We start from the raw sequence: 23,094 nt of genomic DNA, 5'->3' as shown, positions 1-23,094 counted from the left end.
TGTCTAAAAATGATGTACTATAAGATATTATGAGAGCATGGTAACTGCTCGTTTTAATCCAGTTACAAAGGTGTCTATTTCTTCCTTGGTATTATAAAAAGAAAAAGAAGCGCGTACTGTTCCTGGTATTTTATAATATTCCATAATAGGCTGTGCACAGTGATGACCAGTACGTACTGCAATGCCTAGTTTGTCAAGTATCGTCCCTATATCATAAGGGTGTATATTTCCTACATTAAAAGAAATAACGGCAGTTTTGTGTGCAGAAGTACCATAAATCTTTAGACCTTCTATTTCTAGTAATTTCTCCGTTCCATAATGTAAAAGCTCATCTTCATAGCTCGCTATGTTATCAAAGCCTATAGTGTTCATGTAATCGAGTCCTGCGGCTGTGGCAATCCCTCCACAAATGTTAGGCGTTCCGGCTTCAAATTTGTGAGGTAAACCAGCATAGGTGGTTTTTTCAAAACTTACCTGATCTATCATCTCGCCACCACCTTGATAAGGAGGTAGTTTAGTAAGCCATTCTTCTTTTCCGTATAGAATTCCCACTCCAGTAGGGCCGCAAATTTTATGTGCAGAACATACGTAGAAGTCGGCGTCTAGTGCTTGTACATCTGGTTTGATGTGAGGAGTAGCTTGTGCGCCATCTATAAGAACTGCAGCACCTACTTTATGAGCTTCCTCAATGATGTGCTCTATAGGGTTTATAGTTCCTAATGCGTTAGATACGTGGTTTACAAAGACTAGTTTTAAGTTAGGAGATAACGCTTTCGCGAAAGCGTCCATATCCAGTTCACCACTTTCTGTCTGAGGTATCACTTTAAGGATGGCTCCAGTTTTCTCACAAAGCATTTGCCACGGTACAATATTACTGTGATGCTCGAGTGCCGAAACTAAAACCTCTTCACCTTCTTTTAGTATTGAGGCAAAACCATGTGCTACAAGATTAATAGCATGTGTAGTTCCTGCAGTGAGAATGATCTCGTAAGGCTTTGCTGCGTTAAAATGCTTTTGAATTTTAATACGCGCCTCCTCATAGGCATCTGTTGCTTCTTGAGAAAGTGAGTGTACGCCGCGATGGATATTTGCATTATAGTTTGAGTAGTAGTCTACAATAGCATCTATTACCAATTGTGGTGTTTGTGAAGTGGCGGCATTATCAAAATAAATAAGCGGATTTCCATTTACTTCTCTTTTGAGAATAGGGAAGTCATTGCGTATTTTCTTAACGTCTAGCATAGCATTTTTCTTTGTTACAAAGATACAAACTGGACTACTTTTAGGCTACTCCAGTATGTGTTGAGTTTAAATTGAAAAAGCCGTTACTGGAGAGTAACGGCTTTACATATATAGTTATAATTCCCTATTGCTCGAAGCCGATGTTTACACCGATTTTCTTAGCAATAAGTTTTGTGATTCTATCCTTTAACTGAGGGATTTTTACACTTGACAGCACTGTGTTTGCAAAAGCATACATCAATAAAGCACGCCCTTCTTTCTCTGCTATACCACGTGATTGTAAATAGAACAGAGCACTCTCGTCTAGTTGTCCTATAGTACATCCGTGAGAACAACGTACATCATCTGCAAAAATCTCTAATTGAGGTTTTGAGTTGATAGTTGCAGTGTCATCTAATAAAATGTTGTTATTAGATTGGTAAGCATTTGTTTTTTGAGCTTCTTTCTCAACAACTACTTTCCCATTAAATACACCTACAGATTTATCTGCAAAAATACCTTTGTAATCTTGGTGGCTCTCGCAGTTAGGGGTAATGTGGTGTACTAGTGTGTTGTGGTCTACGTGCTGTTTTCCTTCTATAATCGTAATACCTTTAAGGATAGAGTCCATGTACTCTCCTTTTTGATAAAAGTTAAGGTTGTTACGAGTGATGTTTCCACCTAGAGAAAAAGTATGTACAGAAACAATACTTTCTTTGTGCTGCTCTATCTCTGTAGTATCTACAAGGGAAGCACTTAGGTTATCGTTCTGAATCTTATAGTAATCTACAAGCGCTCTTTTGTCTGCAAAGATTTCTGTTACAACATTAGTAAGCACTTTCTTGTCTGTAAGACTCTGGTGGCGCTCTATAATTTGTACTTCAGAATTTTCTTCGGCAACAATCAGGTTACGTGGTTGTAGCATCATCGCATCATTTGCTCCTGTAGCAAAGTGTACAATCTGGATAGGCTTTTGTGCTACTTTTCCTTTTGGGATGTAAATGTAAGCACCATCTTTTGCAAATGCAGTGTTAAGAGAATCCATAGATTCACCCTTTACAATCTTATTAAAGTAAACGTCTATAACTTGTTTGTACTTTGGCTTTGATAGTGCAGCACCCATGGTGCATACATCAATGCCATCATGCGTAGTTTCTGAAAGAAATGAGCTATATACTCCATCTACAAAAACGATTTTATAAGTGTCTACATCATTAAGAAAATACTGTTTTACATCTTTAAAGTCTAGTGCAGCTTCCTTACTAGGGAAGATGTTGTAATCTTCCTTAAGAATGCTGTTAAGAGATGTGTATTTCCAGTTTTCTAATTTCTTTGTAGGAAACCCTTCTGCTTCAAAAGTCTTGATGGCCTCGTTACGAATGTCGTACATAGGAGAATCTGCATCAATACTTTCTTGAAGTACGATATGGTTACTTACTAATTTATCTTTTAAACTCATCTTTTCTAAGTTATGAATCTAGACAGTTAAGTATAAGGGATATTTTTATTGGGCATATCTCTTATGAGTTGTCTAAACGTATTACGCTCCCACTTCTTCTTTTAACCAGTCGTATCCTTTTTCTTCAAGTTCAAGAGCAAGCTCTTTTCCTCCAGAACGTACAATTTTACCATTCATAAGAACGTGTACAAAATCTGGAACGATATAGTCTAGAAGACGCTGGTAGTGAGTGATCACTAGTACTGCGTTGTCTTTGCTCTTTAATTTATTTACGCCATTTGCAACAATACGTAGTGCATCTATGTCAAGACCAGAATCCGTTTCGTCTAGAATAGCGAGTTTAGGCTCTAGCATTGCCATTTGGAAAATCTCATTACGCTTCTTCTCTCCTCCAGAAAACCCTACGTTTAATGATCTAGAAAGAAACTTACGATCCATCTCAAGAAGTTCTGCCTTCTCTTTTATCTTTTTAAGCATATCGCTAGCTGGCATATTTTCTAAGCCTTTAGCTTTGCGAGTTTCATTTATGGCAGTCTTGATAAAGTTAGTCACAGAAACTCCAGGGATCTCTACAGGATATTGAAAAGATAAGAAAACACCTTCGTGTGCTCTCTCTTCTGGATCCATTTCTAGTATAGATTCTCCTTCAAGTTCGATGTCTCCATCGCTTACTTCATACTCTTCTTTTCCTGCAATAACAGAAGCGAGTGTACTTTTTCCAGAACCGTTAGGTCCCATGATAGCGTGCACTTCGCCAGCTTTTATCTCAAGATTAATACCTTTAAGGATATCCTTCTCTTCAATTCGTGCGTGTAAATCTTTAACTGATAACATAATTCTACGTTCTTATTGTGCGATTATTTACCGCTTTCTACTTTAATGGAAGCGCCCTCTGTCTTGAGTTTGTCTCCTGCTTCTAATTTAATCGAAGTGTCAGCAGTTGGTGCTTTGACTTCTACTATTTCTTTTATGGTCACTATATAATCCCAACCTTCCTCACTAGTAGGCTTAGGATTAATGATTCCTTTTATAACAACTGGCACCATGTCATATTCATCACGTTGTAATGGTTTTACAATAGTTGCTAGTTCTTGCATTTTTTCATCTATAACTACGCCGTGTATAAAGGAATCTCCCTTAATAATAGCGGCATCTTCTAGATATATAAACTCACCTTCGATAGTTTCATATGAGGAAGAAGACGAGTCCTGGCTAGATTTCTGATTACAGGATACAAGTGCAAGACTTGTTATCAATAAAAAGATAATCTTCTTCATATTTTAATTAAGTATTGCAGGTGTTTGTGCAAAGTTTCCTGCATCATGCTGGATAATTACCTTGGCATTTTCCGCTTTCGCGAAAGCTTCAAAATCCTTTATACTTTTATCTGTTGCTGGAATATCATAATTAAACTGAGGTACAATCGCATCTTTGCGGTTTTGCTCAAAATGATAAATATCTCCAGACAACAAGGTTGGTCCGTTATCTTTTAAACGTAAAAATAACACTTGGTGACCCGGTGTGTGCCCTGGCATAGATTTGATGACTACAGTACCGTCTCCAAAAACGTCTCTATCTCCATTCAGTTTCTCTACGTTTGTAAGCTTGTTAAAGCTATCTGGCGCATAAAATGAATTTCCTTTGATGTCTTCTCCTTTTGCAAAATCATATTCTGATTCTTGAACCAACCATGTTGCGTTTGCAAAATGATTTGCCGCTCCTGTGTGATCAAAATGTATATGAGAAAACGCAATCATATCGATATCCTCAGTAGTCATATCGATACTTTTAAGTTGATTTTTGATAGAGTCCTTACGCGTGATTGTAAAAGCCCCTCCTTCTGGAGTATATGGTTCTTGTCCTACCAGCATTTCTGGTAAGCCTGTGTCCCATAAAAGAGTTCCTTTAGGATGCTTGATTACAAAAAATGCATCTGCAAGCTTCTTAGATTCTCCTTTGTAGGTGTCGCCCTGAGCAAATAGGTTTAAGTTATTTGCCATTACGGTACCACCATCTAGTTTGTATAATGTAACCTCAGGTGAGACTGCTGCAGCTGCTGCCTCTTTTTGGTCTTCTGCTTTTTGCTTTCCATCTTCATACCCTTTCTTGAATTCTTCGCAAGAAACAGTAGTTATGGCAAGGGCAGCAATTAATAATATATTTTTCATTGTTTTGATAATCTTGGTTTAGAACTCAATTGTAATAGTGGATACTATCCTACAGACCCCTCAAGACTAATCTCAAGTAATTTTTGGGCTTCTACAGCAAACTCCATAGGGAGTTTATTAAGTACTTCTTTTGAAAATCCGTTTACAATTAAAGCAATTGCCTTTTCTGTATCAATACCACGCTGGTTACAGTAAAAAATCTGGTCTTCACCTATCTTACTAGTGGTTGCTTCATGCTCTACTTGAGCAGTTTTGTTTTTAGTCTCAATATATGGGAAGGTGTGTGCTCCACACTCGTTACCCATTAATAAAGAATCACACTGCGAGAAGTTACGTGCATTTGTCGCTCCTGAGTTAATCTTTACTAGACCTCTATATGAGTTTTGAGATTTTCCTGCAGAGATACCTTTTGATATGATTGTACTCTTGGTGTTTTTTCCAAGGTGTATCATCTTAGTCCCTGTGTCTGCCTGCTGGTGATTGTTTGTCACTGCGATAGAGTAAAACTCACCTATAGAACTGTCTCCTTTAAGAATACAAGAAGGATATTTCCATGTAACTGCAGATCCTGTTTCTACTTGTGTCCATGAGATTTTTGCATTCTTCTCACAAAGACCACGCTTTGTTACAAAGTTATAAACTCCACCTTTTCCTTCTTCATTACCAGGGTACCAGTTTTGAACGGTACTATATTTAATCTCTGCATCGTCCATTGCGATAAGTTCTACAACGGCAGCGTGCAGTTGATTCTCATCACGACTAGGAGCGGTACAGCCTTCAAGGTAACTTACATAGCTGCCTTCATCTGCGACAAGTAGTGTTCTTTCAAACTGTCCAGTTCCTCCTTGATTAATTCGGAAATAGGTAGAAAGTTCCATAGGGCATTTTACACCTTTAGGAATATAACAGAAAGAACCATCAGAAAATACAGCACTGTTTAATGCTGCGTAGTAATTGTCTTTTACTGGAACTATTGTTCCTAAGTGCTTACGTACTAGTTCTGGGTGTTCTTTTATGGCCTCAGAGATACTCATGAAAATGATTCCTTTCTCTGCAAGTGTCTCTTTAAATGTAGTGGCTACAGAGACAGAGTCTACCACGATATCCATCGCGATATTGTTCATTTTCTTTTGCTCATCTACAGAGATTCCTAATTTTTTATACATAGCGAGTAGATCTGGATCTACATCGTCTAGTGTTTTGTTAGGGTCTACAGCTACGGGAGCAGAGTAGTAAGCTATTGATTGAAAATCTGGCTTTTCGTAATTTACGTTTGCCCAGTCTGGTTCTTCCATAGATAACCAAACCTTGTATGCATCAAGTCTCCACTCAGTCATCCACTCTGGCTCTTCCTTTTTCTTAGAAATCGCTCGTATGATGTCCTCATTTAATCCTACTGGAAACGTTTCAGACTCAATATCTGTAAAAAAACCATATTCGTATTCTTTGGTTTTTAGTTCTTCCCTTAAATCATCTTCAGTATATGCCATGTTTCTTATTTCAATGTGTGATAGAAAAGTATTCCTGCCCTAAGGGTGCCTTTTCAAAGTATGCTCGCTTTCTTGTTTTAGGGTGTTGTCAAGAAAACTATAATGAGTTTTAAGTGGTTGCGCTTTCGCGAAAGCGTAACCAACAAAGTTATTATAGAGAAAAGCTTTCTCCGCATCCACAGGTGCGCTGTGCATTTGGATTATTAAAAACAAATCCTTTTCCATTAAGTCCGCCACTATATTCTAGTGTAGTACCTATTAAGTAAAGGAAGCTCTTCTTGTCTACGATGAGCTTTACGTCATTGTCTTCAAAAACTTTGTCATCTTCGTGATGTGTTTTGTCAAAATGAAGGTCGTATGATAAACCACTACAACCACCACTCTTTACGCCTACACGCACATAGTCTGTAGTTACATCAAAACCGTCTTCCTGCATGAGGCTTGCGATTTTAGTTTTTGCTTGTGAATCTACTTTAATCATATCGTTATAAATAGTTTGCAAATATAAGGCTTAGGTCTCGTTTTTACACAAATCCTAACATATAACTAATGCATAGTGCGATAGGGTTTTCTTATAGGTTATTTAAAAGTGTTTTAAAGTTGTTTTTAAGGATATGAGATGTAAAATAACTAGAAATTCTATAGTCCTTTTGCTAAAGCTTTGTGTGTGCGGTCTTCTCTAAAATGAGATGTCATTTTTACTTGAAATGACTCTTGAAACCTAATTTAATCCCGAAGTTTTTTGAGTAAGTTTTCCACACCGCAATGTTGATAGATTTGTGTAAATCGTGTTACCATATGGAAATAGACTTGATGACAGAGATATGCGTGAAAATGAAACCTTTGCGAAGGCTAGTAAAATGGCAATTGTGAATATCCTGTTGAAAACGTTGAAAGATAAACGGTTGTTTGAGCCCATAAAAAGTAGACCTTTATTATCCGCATAATTCTAATCATAATACTCAATTTAGCTATGGAAATTACTCACATCGTCAAGCGCGATTTTCAAACGAAACCTTTTCACCAAGAGAAGATTACAAGTGCTATTCTTAAAGCAATGACTGCCATTGAGCATGGAGGTCCTGAAGATGCACAACGTATTTCTGATATGGTTTATAGCGACCTTAAGAAGAGAAAGGAGCTTGATGCAACGTACATTCCTACTATTGAGCAAATACAAGATCTCGTAGAGCGCAAGTTAATGTTAAGTGAGGAGTTTGTAGATGTTGCAAAAACATACATATTGTACCGTGACGAGCAAGCTCAAAAGCGTAAAACAAACATCTTTGAAAAGAGAATTAATCTTAAGCCGTACGAGTATCCACAATTATACGATTATGTGCCAGCGATAAGACACTCTTACTGGATACATACAGAGTATAACTTTACGAGTGATATACAAGATTTTAAAACGCGTATTACAGATGTGGAGCGTAGCGCGATTAAAAATACAATGCTAGCAATCTCTCAAATAGAAGTTGCGGTAAAAGGTTTTTGGGGAGATATCTACCACAAAATGCCTAAACCAGAAGTAGGAGCAGTGGGAGCGACGTTTGCAGAGAGTGAGGTGAGACATGCAGACGCATACTCGCACCTTCTTGAAATATTAGGTCTTAATAAAGAGTTTAAGTTACTTAAGAAAAAGCCTGTAATGATGAAGCGTGTGCAGTACCTAGAGACTGCGCTCAAGAATGCAAAGAGTGAAGACAATAAAGAGTACTCAGAGTCTATATTACTATTTTCTCTATTTATTGAGCACGTATCACTGTTTTCTCAGTTCTTAATTATCATGGCTTTTAATAAGCATAAAAATATGCTTAAAGGAATCTCAAACGTAGTAGAGGCAACTTCTAAGGAGGAGCAAATACACGGAGATTTTGGTATTGATATTATAAAAATTATTAAAGCAGAAAACCCAGAGTGGTTTGATGCAGAGCATAGCGCAACCGTACAAGAAATGTGTAAGGAAGCATTCAAAGCAGAAAGCAATATTGTAGACTGGATTTTTGAAGCTGGAGAATTAGACTTCTTACCTAAAGCGCTTGTAAACGAATTCATAAAAGACAGATTCAATAAATCTCTTACGAGTATTGGTATTGACCCTGTATTTGAAGTTGACGAGAATTTATTAAAAGACGCAGAGTGGTTTGATGATGAAATCATAGGGACCAAACATGGCGACTTCTTTGTAAAGAGATCTGTTAACTACACAAAAAGAGCACAAAGTATAACCGAAGACGACCTATTTTAAATGAACGATCAAGAACTAATGAAAGACCAAGTTTCTGCATCAACAGCAGGAAAAGAAAATGAACTGTTAACTGCTCGTAAAGAAGCGTTGTCTAATAAAACAGAAAGTGAAGGAGCCGGATTCAAGTGGCTTACAGAAAATAGTCGTAAGTTTTTAGGTGCAGGATATCTAAGCCCTGGAGTATCTCCAGAGCAAAGAATAAGAGAAGTTGCAGATAGAGCCGAACAAATTCTAGGAATGCCTGGGTTTAGTGATAAATTCTATGGGTATATGTCTGAAGGGTTTTACTCACTTGCTTCTCCAGTATGGTCAAACTTTGGAAAAGAAAGAGGACTTCCTATAAGCTGTTTTGGTTCACATATCTCTGATGATATGGGTAACATTCTATATACTCAATCTGAGGTAGGAATGATGTCAAAACTAGGAGGAGGAACTTCTGGTTATTTTGGAAAAATAAGACCAAGAGGTGCAGAGGTGAAGAACAATGGGCAAGCGTCTGGTTCTGTACACATCATGCAACTTTTTGAATCAATGGTGGACGTAGTAAGTCAAGGGTCTGTAAGACGTGGTCGTTTTTCTCCTTACTTGCCTATTGAGCATGCGGATATTGAAGAGTTCTTAAAAATAGGAACAGAAGGTAATAGCATCCAAGAGCTTACACACGGTGTTACTGTGACAAGTAAGTGGATGGAAGAAATGATCGAGGGTGACAGTGCAAAACGCTCATTATGGGCAAAAGTATTGCAGTCTAGAGGAGAAATGGGATACCCGTATATATTCTTTACAGACAACGCAAATAATGGTGCTGCAGATGTATATAAGGATAACAATCACAAAATCTATGCAAGTAACCTTTGTACAGAGATTATGTTACCTTCTAATGATGACTGGTCATTTGTATGTGTACTTTCATCTGTAAACGTACTTCACTATGATAAGTGGAAGGATACAGATGCTGTTGAGACAATGGTATACTTCTTAGATGCTGTAATTACTGAGTTCCTTGAGAAATTAGAAACTTATAGAGATTCAGACTCTAGAGAAGATCGCCAGACATTCTTATTTATGGAACGTGCTTATAACTTTGCAAAGTCTAACCGTTCATTAGGGTTAGGAGTATTAGGATGGCACTCATTACTGCAGTCTAGAATGTTGCCTTTTAATAGTCAAGAAGCATATAACTTAAACAGCGAAATCTTTAAGGCAATTAAAGATAAGTCTTATAAAGCATCAGAAGAGCTTGCAAAGACATTTGGAGAGCCAGAAGTACTTAAAGGATATGGTAGACGTAATGCTACACTTAACGCAGTTGCACCTACAACATCATCTGCTTTTATACTAGGTCAAGTATCTCAAGGTATTGAGCCTATCTGGTCTAATATCTATGTAAAAGATATAGCAAAGATTAAGACTACGATTAAGAATCCATTCTTAGAAGAACTTCTTGAAGAAAAAGGAATGAATACTACAGAGGTGTGGAGAAGTATCCGTGATATGGATGGATCTGTACAGCACTTAGAATTTTTGAATGAAAATGAGAAGGATACTTTCAAAACATATTCAGAAATTGATCAAATGGATATTATCTATCAAGCAGCAAACCGTCAAAATCACATTGATCAAGGACAGTCTGTAAATATTATTGTGCACCCAGAAATGCCAGTAAAAGAGATTAACAAAATCCACGTAACTGCATGGAAGCTAGGATTAAAATCTTTATACTACCAGCACAGTATGAATGCAGCTCAAAAATTCAAGCAGAAGAAAGACTGCGCAAGTTGTGAAGCATAATCTGTAAAAGATTAAGAATATTGCTTAATGTATGTTGAGCAAACCATATAATAAGAAAGACCTGCTGTGATAGCGGGTCTTTCTTTTTTTGTGTTTATACTGTTTTTAATACGCTTTCGCGAAAGCGTAGTTTATATCACAACCTGTTCATAAAACCTACATTGTCTATAATGATCACACCTTCTTTCGTATTATCAAAAACGAATGTGATACTCATAATTTCCTTTAAATCAAGAGCCTTGTTGCGATCTTGGAAGTCGGCTAATGGAAAATAATAAGTCTGAAATACATTTTCTGAGAGTGTTTCCTCTCCTATAAATTGAGATTTCCACACTCTTACACCTATCTCATTTTGCAATGCAGAGAAGTCACTTAAACATAGAGAAGCTGTGTTTCCAGTAGCGTCCTCAATACTAATTGTAAAGTCAATAGGTTCTTCTGGGAGCTCTGTGTCTTCACCATAATCTATACTATCTTCGTTAGTTTCCTCACTGCTGTTAGCGATGTTGTTAGTCGGTACTGGTTCCTTGTTTATAGTGTTGTCTTCATTGTTTATCCATTTTCCACCAGATTTTGGATTAGTGTTTTCGTTGGATTCTGCTAGTGAAAATGTAAATACTTTGTTGCTGTCTACAGTGCTGAGCGGCTTTTTAAAAACAAATGAATAACTAGCAACAATACTGTCTGGAAGGTCAGTCCCTTCTTCAATATCATCGTAGTGCCAACCCACATATGCCGCCCGACTGCCTTTCTCTCCCCATTTTAGTGCTATTTCTTGTTCTCTCCACACGCTTAGATGTTGCGTTGCTATAGTTGTGAACGTGTCTGTAGTAGTCACAACATCAAAATCTTCATCAAAAGTAGCAATGGCATCCAAAGAGCTATCCTCGTATTGGTTGAGGTAGATGGTTTCTGGGAGCCATTCTTTCCCTTTACGAGCATCTATAAATAATGAGAGGTATTCCTTACGATTTTTGAGTGTTGTCTCAAGAAAGGCACTTATATAAACTTTGGCGATTTCTTCTTGATCTTTTTTGGGAAGTAATTGCTTGTTATTTAAAAACTGCGTCACAGCAAGCCCCACATCATTAGCTCCCCAGCTAGTATTAAACTGTCCGTGATTTGCTCCTTGTATATAAAGTCCGCTTTTTATGTAATCTGTACTATCAGAAAATGTGATGCGTTCATATTGCTTAGATCCTGCAAAAGAACTTACATCACCATCCTGAGATCCATGCATCACAAAGTAGTTGATGTCTTTAAGTGAAGTGCGCGTATTTCCAGGCTCGTACTGTCCGTCTACAGGAGCAATCGCAATGATAGTGTTGATATTGTAGTTATAATCCATGGTGATGGTTGCATCATCAGGGTAATGAGTAAGCTTGTTTAGTAAGGCGGCATGTGCCACGGCTTCGCCACCTCTAGAGTGACCTAGTAATGCTATCTGGGTGGTGTCGACTTTTTTATAAAAACTATTTTCTGAATCTTCATTCCACTCATGCCATGCTTTTAGATGTTCTAGAAGTATCCAGCCACGAGCATCATTTTCTTCATCAAGACCTTCAGGAATATCTGACCAACTGCTATTGATGAAATTTTGATCTACAGATACAAAAATGAATCCTCTTGATGCCATTAATTCTCCTAGATACGCATAACCTTGGTCTGAGAAGTCGTGCATGGAGTGATTACCGTGTACAATTAATGCAAGGGGGAACGGGCCTTCTCCCTCTGGATACCAGACTCTACCATTAAGAGGGAGTTCTCTAGCGTCAAATCCCCAAAAGCGTTCTCTATACCATCCACTCATTCCTTCCCAATTATCTAAAAACGGTATTCCGTTTATAGTATTTGTGATCATAGTGGCTTCTTCTCCATATTCAGGTCTGTGTTTGTCAGTACCGCTACCGTACGTTAATGTCTGTACTTTGTAATTGCCATTTAGGGATGGAGAAGGAGCTTCAATTGGTGCAATATTATCTGAACTTAGAGCAGCCGCATTTGCTATTGGTTTCATGTCAAATCCGTCAGGCGCGAGTCCCAAAATCGCAAGTGTGCATCCAGTAATAGCAACTACTCCTCCCAGAAATGTTATTATTTTTTTTATAATAGTCTTCTGTCTAAATCCTTTGCTAGTAAGAACTGCAATAGTAGCTCCTCCAAATGCAAGTGTAACCACAGCCCACAACCAATAAACGAGTTCTTCTGATAATGATAGCAGAAGGAGTGGTGTAGTGATCAGTAGTGCTAGCTGAAGAATTTTAGGAATGCGAGCAAGCTTTTTGAGTACCCATAATCCTAAGTATACAGATAGTACAATCCCTATAAGAATAGCGAGCTGTAACAATATGAGTGTACTGTCACCCATCGTTTGTATAGCGTGTATCGCAAAAATCAAAAAGATAATGGAGGTCCCTATAAAAAGTCCTCTTGCGGCACCTTTAGTGGCAATAGCACCAGGAGTGATTGTCTTTAATTGCTTATAAATCCACTTTTTAAGTTGTAATAATCGTTTCATATCATGAACATGTTTACATAAGTAAATGTAGCTTTATTTTGAGTTTCTTCTTATAGGCAGTACTTTTCGCCAAAAATTGCTACCCTTGAAAAATATTATCACCTCTTTTATCTGTTCGATTGCATTCTTTTATGGTGCCTTTAGTCAGACGGGATCTATACCTAATCAGACTATTGATACTATTGTAATTTCTTCATCGAGAATTGAGAGTACAGCACAGCAAATACCTGCAGCCGTTTCTGTTATTAATGCGAGCAAAGAAGATGCAACTAGACAGCAACTGTCCTTACAAGAGTATGTGCAGCAAGTGCCAGGTGTGTTTACTCAAAATGCAAACAACTTTGCTCAGGATTTACGAATATCCATTCGTGGTTTTGGAGCACGGTCTAGTTTTGGGATACGAGGTGTAAAACTTATTGTAGATGGGATTCCTGAGACTACTCCAGATGGACAAGGGCAACTTGATAATCTTAATCTAGGTATCATAGACCGTATTGAGATTACAAAAGGAGCAAGTGCTAGCCTTTACGGTAATGCCTCTGGTGGTGTGGTTGATATAACCACAAAATCTTTTGACACACTGGTGGGAAATAGCACCTCAGTAAAAGCTGGAATAGGTGCTTTTGGATTTCAAAATTATCAAGCAACGGCCACCATAGGAGATGCAAATGCAAACTATACCTTCCACGGTATTTATGCGACTAGCAGTGGTTATAGAGATCAAAGTGGTTTTGAGCAAATAAACACCAATTTTAAAGGGCAATTTAAACTAGGGGAGAATACTTTTCTAACGGCTATTCTTAATTATGCAGATTCACCACAGGCAGATGATCCTGGTGGATTAACGCTAGAGGAAGTTAATACTAATAGAAGACAGGCAAGAGATAGAAATGCGCAGTTTAAAACAGGTGAGGCTGTAGAGCAGTTTAAAGTAGGAGCGAGCCTAGCGTGGAATAAGAGTGAGCATACTACTGTAAATGCATATGCTTTTTATAGCAACCGACAGTTTAATGGATTGTTGCCATTTGAGTTTGGTGGTATTGTTGATTTATCACGCAATTACTTAGGGCAAGGAACGAGTATTACTTATAAGAAAAATAAGAATACCATACGCGCAGGATACGACTTTGCTTATCAGAATGATCGCAGGAACAGATTTAGAAACCTTGATGGAGAAGAGGGAGGTCAAACGCTAGGACAGCGCGAGAAATTTACTAACCTAGGTATTTATGTTACAGACCACCTTTCGCTAGGTAAATTATTGATTACAGCCGGAGCGAGGTTTGATTACAACAAACTTTCGGCAGATGATGATTTTCTGGATAACGGGGATGATTCTGGAAGTCTTACATTAAATTCTTTTAATCCTAGTGTTGGTGTTAGTTACGCTTTCGCGAAAGCGTTATCTCCATACATCAATGTCGCAACAAGTTTTGAGACACCGTCATTATCAGAATTATCGTCAAATCCTGATGGGTCTATTGGATTTAATGAAAATCTAAAAGCGCAAAAAGCAACTAGCTTTGAGGTGGGTTTAAAAGGGACTATTGCAAGCAAGTTGCAATATCAACTCGCTGCGTTTTTGATAAACACAAAAGATGATTTAGTGCCTTTTGAGCTGGCTCAATTTCCAGATCGTGAGTTTTTTAGAAATGCAGGAAAAACCGAGCGTCATGGTGTTGAGGTTGAGGCTTCATATAGAGCATTACCCTTAGGGAGTGGTTGGTTAAACGCTACGGGCTCTTACTCCTACTCAAACTTTACGTATGATGATTTTGAAACTCCAAACGGAGATTTTGACGGTAACTACTTGCCAGGGATAGCAAGACACATGTCTAGTGTAGGATTACAATATGCAGGTCACAGTGGTATTAGTGCTAGCATAAATACAAATTTTATAGGAGAGCAGTTTGCTCAAGATAGTAACGAGACTACTATAGATGGATATGAGCTCGTTAATGTGAGAGCGAGCTACGAGTCATTATTTAGAGAGGTGAGTTTAAAGCCTTACATTGGGATCAACAACGTGTTAGATCAAAAATATACAGATAACGTGCGCATTAATGCCTTTGGAGGAAGGTTTTATGAACCTGCGCCGGGACTCACTATTTTTGGAGGAATCACACTCGAATTTTAATATTGTGACAGAAGTACAAACATATATTATAGCTATAATAGGAGGCCTTATTGCTGGAGGGATCAATACCCTTGCGGGAAATGGAAGCGCCATTACCTTAACGATTCTTACGGAGGTGCTGGGTCTACCTGGTAACATTGCAAATGGAACTAACCGAATTGGGATTTTTACACAATGTTCGGCTACTTCGTGGGTTTTTTATAAGAATGGAAGGCTTGATATTGCAAAGAACAAAAAATATATCATTCCTATTTTTATAGGTGCTATTGCAGGTGCTATTCTTGCCATAAATGTAAGTAATGAGCAGTTTAGAGCAGTATTCAAGTTTATGATAGTGTTCATGCTGCTAGCCGTATTAGTGAAGCCTAAGCGCTGGCTAAGAGAAACAGATCTTACGTTTAAACCTAAATGGTATGTATATATTCCGTTGCTTTTTGCACTAGGGTTTTATGGAGGGTTTATCCAGATGGGTATGGGCGTGTTTTTCCTTATCATCATGGTGTTAGGGATGCGCTTTAATATCATAGAAAGCAATGCGCTCAAAAGTTTCGTAATAGGTCTTTATACACTTTTTGTAATTGCAATTTTCCACTACCAAGGGCTCATTGATTGGAAACTGGGAGGCATTATGGCAATAGGGCAAACTACAGGAGGATTTCTTACTGCTCGTTTCGCTAGCAAGAATAAATGGGCAGATCAAGTGGCATACTACGTTCTTATTATTGTGCTCATAGGTGCTATTGCAAAGATGTTTTTGTTTTAAAAGTCCGCTTTCGCGAAAGCGTGCTTATCCACTTAATTATTTTGTAAGTATTTTTAGGAATCTAAATAAGATTTTATGCACATCAAAATGTTACTCAAAATAAGTTTCTGTATACTATTTATTACTAGTTGCAATCAGGCTGAAGATAAGAAGCAGGTCATAGATGAACCAGTTAAGCAACTTAGAGCACTCATTGTAGACGGTCAAAACAATCATGGAGTATGGCCCAAAACAACAATGATGATGAAATCATATTTAGAAGAAACAGGTCTTTTTCAGGTTGATATTTATAGAACCGCTTATACATATCAAGGTCCACATCACGGTATTGTAGACGGACTCAATCACGACAGTATCACACAACTAGTTGAAAAGTATAGAGTAGATGATGCACGAATACATGAAGTAAAAGACAGCATCATTGCAGATGCTTCTTTTAAGCCCGAATTTGATACATATGATGTGATCTTATCAAACTTTGGTGACAAAACTGCAAATTGGCCTGAGGATACAAAAGAAGATTTTGAATCTTATATGAAGAATGGTGGCGGTCTTGTGGTTGTTCATGGAGCAAATAATTCTTGGGGAGACTGGCCAGCATTCAACAACATGATAGGCGTAGGTGGCTGGGGAAACCGCCCACACGATGGACTTAATCAGATTTACATTAACAAAGAAGAACAGCTTAAGATTGAACCAAGTAATGGTGAGGAATCTTCACACGGTCCAGAAACCGAATTTGTACTAACAGCCTGGGATACGTTACACCCTATCATGCGTGGATTACCTAAGCAATGGATGCATACTAAAGACGAACTCTATGACCGTTTACGCGGCCCTGCTAAGAATGTAAATGTATTATACTACGCCTATTCTGATGTAGAGGGAAATGCACAACCGTGGGCTCCAGAAAATAAAGGATCCGGCAGGGGTGAGCCTCTTATTATGACTGTAAATTATGAAAGTGGACGTGTATTCCATACTGCCTTAGGACATATGGATATTTCTATGGAGAGTGTCGGCTTTATAACGACCTTGCAGCGAGGAGCAGAGTGGGCAGCCACCGGGAGAGTAACACAAGAAGTGCCAGGTGATTTTCCAACAAAAAAGAGCGCCGTAAAGCGCTCTTGGAAATAGTTGTATATATTACATATTATGCAGCTAATCTGCCCTTAATACGTTTTTCAATTTTTTTCTTTTTTACAGTAAGGCGTTTCATGACGTCCATAAGTTTACTGTCTTTTGTTTTCTTGTATACTTCGTTAATAGCAAGAATCAATCTTTTACCTTCTCGTGATGCTGCTACTCGATCACTAGTAGACATATGACTCATTGTTCTATTTTCATATACTTCTGCTTGTTGTAAGAGGTCCATAGTAAATTGTTTAATTTTAGGTTAAATTACTTAAACAAATATAATTAGCCTAGGCAATAGAGAGCTTTTAAGAATACTTTATGAAAATATGGCCGTTTTATCGATAATGTTCTAATTTTTCGGCTCTTTTCTCCCTTATAATTAGATAATTACTAAGTTGTGCCATGTGAACGTAGGATTGAATAAGGGTATTAGTATTATGCTACCTGTAGTTTGTGCTAGACAATTTTGAAAGTAATAAAAGAAGATGTTTAAGTATCTTTGCAGCTATGTTAGAAGATAAAAATCAAGAGCGCACTTCGCTATCAGAATTAGGAGAATTTGGTCTAATTGATCACTTAACAAAGCATTTTAAAATTCATCATAAAAGTACCGTTGTTGGAGTAGGTGACGATACTGCAGTTTTAAAATTCCCTAAGAGTCAGGTTATTGTTACTACAGACCTTCTTGTAGAGGGAGTACATTTTGATTTGACCTACGTGCCTTTAAAGCATTTAGGTTACAAGGCTGTGATGGTAAACCTCTCTGATGTTTATGCTATGAATGCAGAAGCTACTCAGATTACCGTATCAATCGCAGTGTCTAATCGTTTCCCACTAGAGGCGCTAGAAGAATTATATGCCGGTATTCAAGCTGCTTGTGTTAATTATAAAGTAGACCTAGTAGGTGGAGATACTACCTCTTCTAATGTAGGTTTAGTAATAAGTGTTACCGCAATAGGTCACGCAACTCCTAAGAACATAGCAAAAAGATCTACTGCAAACGCAGGAGATTTACTAGTAGTAACTGGAGATATAGGTGCAGCTTATATGGGATTACAGATACTAGAAAGGGAGAAGGCCGTCTTTAAAGTAAATCCTAATAGCCAGCCAGATCTTGAGCAATATAGTTACTTGATTGAGCGCCAACTTAAACCTGAAGCGCGTAAAGATGTAAAAGGAATTTTAGAATCTTTAGAAGTGAAGCCTACATCTATGATTGATGTAAGCGATGGGTTATCTTCTGAGGTACTGCATATATGTAAAAACTCTGGTGTAGGGTGTAATATATATGAAGATAAGATACCGCTTGATCCACAAGTTATAAGTAGTTGTGAGGAGTTTGAACTAGATAGTACTACTATCGCGCTAAGCGGTGGAGAAGATTATGAACTCTTATTTACAATTAGTCAAGAGGATTTTCCAAAAATAAAAGGAAATCCTAATTTTTCTATAATAGGTCACATGACAGAAGAAAAAGAAGGCGTACACCTCATCACACGAGCAAATACTAAAATACCATTAGTTGCCCGTGGATGGAATGCACTTCAAAAAGAAGACTAAGAGGTGCGAGCGAGTTTACGCATGTAAAACTCTTCGTAAACCTCGTTAATACGACGTAACTGAGGTGTTAACGGTGTGTAATGGCCATAACCATCAAGCGTGTATTGTTTTTTACACTGTGAGCATTCAAATTCTTTTAGATTAGATTCATAACGTTTTATGATTCTATATTTATGTCCAAATAATTTGCAGCCTACAATAGTAAGTGGGTTGGTACTTTGGTTTTCTGTCTTTAGGTTAAATGATTTCATTTTAGGGGTGATTTGGGATACACAAATAAAGGAATCATCTGTGAAATACACAAATTTACCGATGAAATACTTTTAATTTTAATAATCAACCTCAATCTCCGCTATAAACCTATGTATATTTTAGTAAGAGATTTCTATTGTTTATAATTATTAGTTGACTGATTATGAGGATAGAAAATGAAGCATGGTATCTAGAGTTGCTGTAGTATTTGTAATGTGTGACATGTGGCCACTTTCTATGATACTGAAGAAGTTTGTAGACCTTTTGTAACGCTGCTCTTGTAAATGAGCATCTATGAGCATATCCGACTTTCCTAAAATCATTCCAGTTGTTATAGAGGTTGTTTTCCAAAACTCAGAACTGTCTTGTCTATCTTTCATTCCAGAATTTGCGGCAATATACCCTTGTACAGGTGTGTTGAGTGCTTGTTCAAGTGCGTCGTTTATTTCGACCTTATTGGCTGAAGTTGCTTTTTTGTCAAAGAGATTTATAAAGGACATTCTTACAAGTTGCTCATATTGTTTTTTTGCCATCACATTTGCACGTGATCTCAATTTTTTGCGAGTATCGTCGTCTGCCTCTGGAGTGGAGTTAAGAAGGCATAATTTTGATACAAATTCTGGATACGCTTTCGCGAAAGCGAGACCTACATAACCTCCCATAGAGTGCCCTATTAATGCAATATCCTTAAGCCCTAACTGATTTGTTACTGCTGCAACTGCACCAGCCATTTCCTCCATGCTATGCACATAACCCACAGACTCCGAAAATCCGTGACCTAATAAATCTATGCATATAACGCGGTATTGATTGCACAAAACGCTAAGGAATTGGTCCCACATCTGGTGGTTTTCTAAGAATCCGTGAAGTAAAATTACAGGTGTTCCTGTTCCTTGATCTGTATAAAATATGGAAGCACCTTTGTGGTTAATAGTCATTAGTTCTATATTGGTGGGCAAATATCACGCAACCTATGAGAATGACCAAACAAACATTTATCACAGCTTTTGCTTTATTCTCCCTTTTTTTTGGCGCGGGTAATTTAATCCTGCCATCTTTTTTAGGTTTTAATGCGGGTAGCTCTTGGTTATTTGTATTAGCAGGGTTTCTTATTTCTGCCGTGGTTATACCTATTCTCGCGATTTATGGTCATGCGAGATTGCAAGGGACTTTGATTGATTTTGCAAAAAAAGTTTCACCACTTTTCGCACTTCTATATACAATTGTTGTTTATGCTATTTCTATAGCATTACCTGGCCCACGAACAGCTTCTGTTACTTATGAAATGGCAATAGCTCCATATTTTGATATTTCTAGTTGGCTGTGGAGTACGATATACTTTGGGCTAGTCTTGATATTTGTACTCAACAGGTCTAAAATGATGGACCTTGTGGGTAAGTATCTCACTCCTGCGATTCTCATTATTTTGGCATTGGTGATTGGTATTGGCATATTCGGAGAGTATGAGCCTATGCGTGCATCCATTTTCGATAGTACACTCACTAGCGGAATCTTAGAGGGTTATCAAACCTTTGATGCCATTGGAGGAGTCGTGGTAGGCGGTGTTATTGTAATATCTCTTGGTTTTAAAAAGGGCTCCAGTGGTGCAAAGCAACGTTTATTAACTAGAGCGGGAATCATCGCAGGTATAGGATTGTTACTAATTTATGGAGGACTTATCTATCTGGGAGCATTGAGAAGTGGAGGTATAGAGATGACAGATCGCACGGCACTTCTCACACTTTTGAGTACAGATACATTAGGTGTTATAGGTACTAAGGTACTGGCTGTATTGGTTGGTTTGGCTTGTTTTACTACAGCCGTGGGAATTGTAACAGGGACCGCAGATTTTGTTAAAGGCATTCTAGGTGATTCACAAGTAGCTTATACTATCACAGCAATTCTAGGAGCTATACTTGGGGTGGTGATGGGACAACTAGATGTAAATTCTATCATTATAGTGGCCGTACCAGCACTCATGTTTATCTACCCAATCACCATCGTGTTAATATTACTTAACGCAATGCCTAGAAGGTGGACATCTCCAGTAGTGTTCAAAGCAGTAGTGATTGCTACCATACTATTTAGCGCACCAGACTTTTGGGCCTCTGTGGGCTTTGGTGATCAGATGAAAGTGGTGCAAGAAATGATTCCGCTAGGTACTGTAAGTTTGGGCTGGTTATTACCTGCTATTGTGACGTATGTAGTGGTGAGTGCTATTACGCTTTCGCGAAAGCGTACCACCTAAGATTGTAACTTTTTAATAGTAGAAAATGCACGGTCAACAAGATGGTCTTCTACAAGAATAATAAATTCGTTTGTGGTTGAAATAACTTCTTGTAATGAAATACCTTCCCACGCCAAACGTTTAAATATCTGGTAGTACAAACCTGCAACCGCAGTGTTCCCTTGCGGAAGTCGTATGCTTATAGCAGATAAGTTACCCTGAAACCCAAGAATGTTTTCTGTCTTGAAATGATTTCTAATATTTGCCTCTTCACTGGATGAGCTTATGAGTGTGCTTTCATGGATACCACGCGTAAACGTATAAAACACCTGTGTATTTGTGGCAATAGTGCTCAATATTTGAGCGTGATTCTGGATAAGTGTTCCAGAATTTTGAAATGTAAACACAATAAGCTTAGAGCGTACAGTAATATCACCTAGCGTACTTAGTACTTCCTTTAAGCGTAGCGATTTTTGTGTGTCTGTAGGTGATGCATAACGACGTAGCGCCATTAAGATAGCTCCATCTTTTACAGGCTTCTTAAGTAATTGTGAGACCTGAGGATTAAGATTCTCAGCGAGAGCGGCATAGTTAATAATCTTCTGTGATAATGCCTCTTCTAAGTAAGGTTGCTGTGCGATAATTTCTGATACGCAGTCTGATATAGTGTTCAAATCGTTATATAGTTAACATTTTGTTCAAAATTAGTCTATTTTCTTCATTTTTATGGTGGTAATCTAACTCTGAAATACATTTACCTAAAAATATCACGTATGCAAGTTTTAAAATTTGGGGGTACCTCCGTTGGTTCTATTGAAAATATGATCGCTGTAAGACATATTATTGATACGCCAACTCCTAAAATAGTAGTGCTTTCTGCAATGTCTGGTACTACAAATGCTTTAGTCCAAATCGCAAATGCCGCAAGAGCATCAAATATTATGGAGGCAAGTGAGCTACGCAGCAGCCTGCAATCAAGGTATGACGATGTAGTGGAGCAGTTAATTACAGATAAAAGGCTAAAGCCTCTTGTAATAGGATATGTAGACGAAATATTTGCAGAGATAGAGCGACTTTCATCAGAAGACTTTAGTGATCAAAAAGCTGAGGCAATTGTAGCGCAAGGAGAATTACTTTCTACTTTTATTTTTTGTCATTTTCTAGAGCAAGAAGGACTTAAAGCTGTCTTGTTGCCAGCGTTAGAATTCATGCGAATTGATAAAGAGCATGAGCCAGATCAATTTTATATCGCACAGAATTTACGCCGAGTGATTGATCAAGTTGATGATAGCGTTGTATATATTACTCAAGGTTTTATATGTCGCAATTATTACGGTCAGATTTCAAACTTGCAACGTGGAGGAAGTGATTATACAGCAACTATTATAGGAGCTGCAATACAGGCAAGTGAGGTTCAAATCTGGACAGATATAGATGGATTTCACAATAATGATCCTCGAGAAGTTGAAAAAACTAAGGCGATTAGTGCACTCTGCTATGATGAGGCGGCAGAGTTGGCCTATTTTGGAGCCAAAATCTTGCACCCGCAGACAGTGCAGCCATTACGAGAAGATCGTATACCATTGAGACTTAAAAACACGATGGAGCCAGATGCCCCAGGTACAGTAATAACCCATAAATCTGAAGGTGAGGGAATAAAAGCAATCGCTGCCAAAGATGGAATTACAGCACTCAAAATAAAATCAAGCAAGATGTTACTTGCGCACGGATTTTTAAGTAAAGTGTTTGCAATCTTCCAGCGCTATGAGACATCTATAGATATGATTACCACTTCAGAAATTGCGGTGTCACTCACGATTGATGATACTACGCATCTTGATGCGATACAAGCAGAGCTGTTACAATTTGCACAAGTTGTTGTAGATAAAAATCAGACTATTATCTGTCTCGTAGGTAATGAGGTAAACCGTCATGCAGATACACATAAGTTATTTCAAGTACTCCAAGATGTGCAGGTGCGCATGATTTCTTACGGAGGAAGTGATCATAATATATCATTGCTAGTTGCAACAGAAGATAAGCGTAGCGCCCTAGAGCTTTTACAGCGTTATGTGTTTTCTCTTCCCGTAGCCTAGCAAACTAAGAAGTTCCTTTGATTG

General features: G+C 38.0%; 20 protein-coding genes. 8 read left to right on the top strand and 12 right to left on the bottom strand.

The window, feature by feature from the left end; translation table 11 throughout:
• Positions 1–27: 27 nt before the first annotated feature.
• From SJY23_RS03390 to SJY23_RS03360, 7 genes are all read right to left on the bottom strand, one after another.
• A complete protein-coding gene (locus SJY23_RS03390) occupies positions 28–1,242 on the bottom strand; it encodes an aminotransferase class V-fold PLP-dependent enzyme (protein WP_396597447.1) in 1,215 nt (404 codons plus the stop codon).
• Positions 1,243–1,366: 124 nt separating this feature from the next.
• Positions 1,367–2,680, bottom strand: a complete 1,314-nt coding sequence (gene sufD / locus SJY23_RS03385) for a Fe-S cluster assembly protein SufD (RefSeq protein ID WP_396597446.1) — start codon at positions 2,678–2,680, stop codon at positions 1,367–1,369.
• Between the two features lie 81 nt (positions 2,681–2,761).
• A complete protein-coding gene (gene sufC / locus SJY23_RS03380) occupies positions 2,762–3,514 on the bottom strand; it encodes a Fe-S cluster assembly ATPase SufC (RefSeq protein ID WP_035335546.1) in 753 nt (250 codons plus the stop codon).
• 23 nt (positions 3,515–3,537) lie between these two features.
• Positions 3,538–3,957: a hypothetical protein gene (locus SJY23_RS03375; protein ID WP_051583827.1), complete on the bottom strand. Its 420-nt coding sequence runs from the start codon at positions 3,955–3,957 to the stop codon at positions 3,538–3,540.
• Positions 3,958–3,960: 3 nt separating this feature from the next.
• Positions 3,961–4,848 carry an N-acyl homoserine lactonase family protein gene (locus tag SJY23_RS03370; RefSeq protein WP_396597445.1) on the bottom strand — a complete coding sequence of 296 codons (888 nt, stop codon included), beginning with the start codon at positions 4,846–4,848 and terminating at the stop codon, positions 3,961–3,963.
• Between the two features lie 44 nt (positions 4,849–4,892).
• A complete protein-coding gene (gene sufB / locus SJY23_RS03365) occupies positions 4,893–6,338 on the bottom strand; it encodes a Fe-S cluster assembly protein SufB (protein WP_396597444.1) in 1,446 nt (481 codons plus the stop codon).
• Between the two features lie 151 nt (positions 6,339–6,489).
• Positions 6,490–6,819 (bottom strand): iron-sulfur cluster assembly accessory protein, encoded by a 330-nt coding sequence (locus tag SJY23_RS03360; protein WP_035335551.1) that lies wholly within the window; start codon positions 6,817–6,819, stop codon positions 6,490–6,492.
• Between the two features lie 492 nt (positions 6,820–7,311).
• Between SJY23_RS03360 and SJY23_RS03355 the strand changes: the two genes are divergently transcribed.
• Complete coding sequence (locus tag SJY23_RS03355) at positions 7,312–8,589, top strand: ribonucleotide-diphosphate reductase subunit beta (protein WP_396597443.1); 1,278 nt, start codon at positions 7,312–7,314, stop codon at positions 8,587–8,589.
• Positions 8,590–10,380 carry a ribonucleoside-diphosphate reductase subunit alpha gene (locus SJY23_RS03350; RefSeq protein ID WP_035335555.1) on the top strand — a complete coding sequence of 597 codons (1,791 nt, stop codon included), beginning with the start codon at positions 8,590–8,592 and terminating at the stop codon, positions 10,378–10,380.
• Between the two features lie 136 nt (positions 10,381–10,516).
• On the opposite strand, the gene SJY23_RS03345 is transcribed toward SJY23_RS03350, so the two are convergent.
• Complete coding sequence (locus SJY23_RS03345) at positions 10,517–12,898, bottom strand: alpha/beta hydrolase family protein (protein ID WP_396597442.1); 2,382 nt, start codon at positions 12,896–12,898, stop codon at positions 10,517–10,519.
• A gap of 85 nt (positions 12,899–12,983) precedes the next feature.
• Between SJY23_RS03345 and SJY23_RS03340 the strand changes: the two genes are divergently transcribed.
• The 3 genes from SJY23_RS03340 to SJY23_RS03330 all read left to right on the top strand — a co-directional run bounded on the left by SJY23_RS03340 (position 12,984) and on the right by SJY23_RS03330 (position 16,935).
• On the top strand, positions 12,984–15,035 hold the full coding sequence (locus SJY23_RS03340; RefSeq protein WP_396597441.1) for a TonB-dependent receptor family protein: 2,052 nt from the start codon (positions 12,984–12,986) through the stop codon (positions 15,033–15,035).
• Positions 15,036–15,039: 4 nt separating this feature from the next.
• Positions 15,040–15,798 (top strand): sulfite exporter TauE/SafE family protein, encoded by a 759-nt coding sequence (locus tag SJY23_RS03335; RefSeq protein WP_396597440.1) that lies wholly within the window; start codon positions 15,040–15,042, stop codon positions 15,796–15,798.
• A 75-nt stretch (positions 15,799–15,873) separates the two neighbouring features.
• Entirely contained in the window at positions 15,874–16,935 is a 1,062-nt protein-coding gene (locus SJY23_RS03330; protein ID WP_396597439.1) for a ThuA domain-containing protein, read from the top strand.
• A gap of 16 nt (positions 16,936–16,951) precedes the next feature.
• Here SJY23_RS03330 and SJY23_RS03325 read toward each other — a convergent pair whose 3' ends face one another.
• Positions 16,952–17,173, bottom strand: coding sequence for a hypothetical protein (locus SJY23_RS03325; RefSeq protein WP_035335559.1), 222 nt, complete (start codon positions 17,171–17,173; stop codon positions 16,952–16,954).
• Between the two features lie 269 nt (positions 17,174–17,442).
• On the opposite strand from SJY23_RS03325, the gene thiL reads away from it, so the two are divergent.
• On the top strand, positions 17,443–18,495 hold the full coding sequence (thiL, locus tag SJY23_RS03320) for a thiamine-phosphate kinase (protein WP_396597438.1): 1,053 nt from the start codon (positions 17,443–17,445) through the stop codon (positions 18,493–18,495).
• Here thiL and SJY23_RS03315 read toward each other — a convergent pair.
• Entirely contained in the window at positions 18,492–18,746 is a 255-nt protein-coding gene (locus SJY23_RS03315) for a hypothetical protein (protein WP_396597437.1), read from the bottom strand. The genes thiL and SJY23_RS03315 overlap by 4 nt on opposite strands.
• A 162-nt stretch (positions 18,747–18,908) precedes the next feature.
• Positions 18,909–19,685 (bottom strand): alpha/beta fold hydrolase, encoded by a 777-nt coding sequence (locus tag SJY23_RS03310; RefSeq protein ID WP_396597436.1) that lies wholly within the window; start codon positions 19,683–19,685, stop codon positions 18,909–18,911.
• Between the two features lie 35 nt (positions 19,686–19,720).
• Here SJY23_RS03310 and brnQ point away from each other — a divergent pair, with 35 nt between their 5' ends.
• Complete coding sequence (gene brnQ / locus SJY23_RS03305) at positions 19,721–20,995, top strand: branched-chain amino acid transport system II carrier protein (RefSeq protein ID WP_396597435.1); 1,275 nt, start codon at positions 19,721–19,723, stop codon at positions 20,993–20,995.
• Here the strand turns inward: brnQ and SJY23_RS03300 are convergent.
• Positions 20,992–21,648 (bottom strand): hypothetical protein, encoded by a 657-nt coding sequence (locus SJY23_RS03300; protein ID WP_035335566.1) that lies wholly within the window; start codon positions 21,646–21,648, stop codon positions 20,992–20,994. The genes brnQ and SJY23_RS03300 overlap by 4 nt on opposite strands.
• Before the next feature lie 99 nt (positions 21,649–21,747).
• Here SJY23_RS03300 and SJY23_RS03295 point away from each other — a divergent pair, with 99 nt between their 5' ends.
• Positions 21,748–23,070, top strand: coding sequence for an aspartate kinase (locus tag SJY23_RS03295; RefSeq protein WP_396597434.1), 1,323 nt, complete (start codon positions 21,748–21,750; stop codon positions 23,068–23,070).
• Positions 23,071–23,094 lie beyond the last annotated feature (24 nt).

The sequence above is a fragment of the Dokdonia sp. R86516 genome, assembly GCF_044596715.1.
In the GTDB taxonomy this organism is placed as follows: domain Bacteria; phylum Bacteroidota; class Bacteroidia; order Flavobacteriales; family Flavobacteriaceae; genus Dokdonia.
Note: the sequence above shows the minus strand (reverse complement) of the source record. Positions and strands in the feature narration are given on the sequence as shown.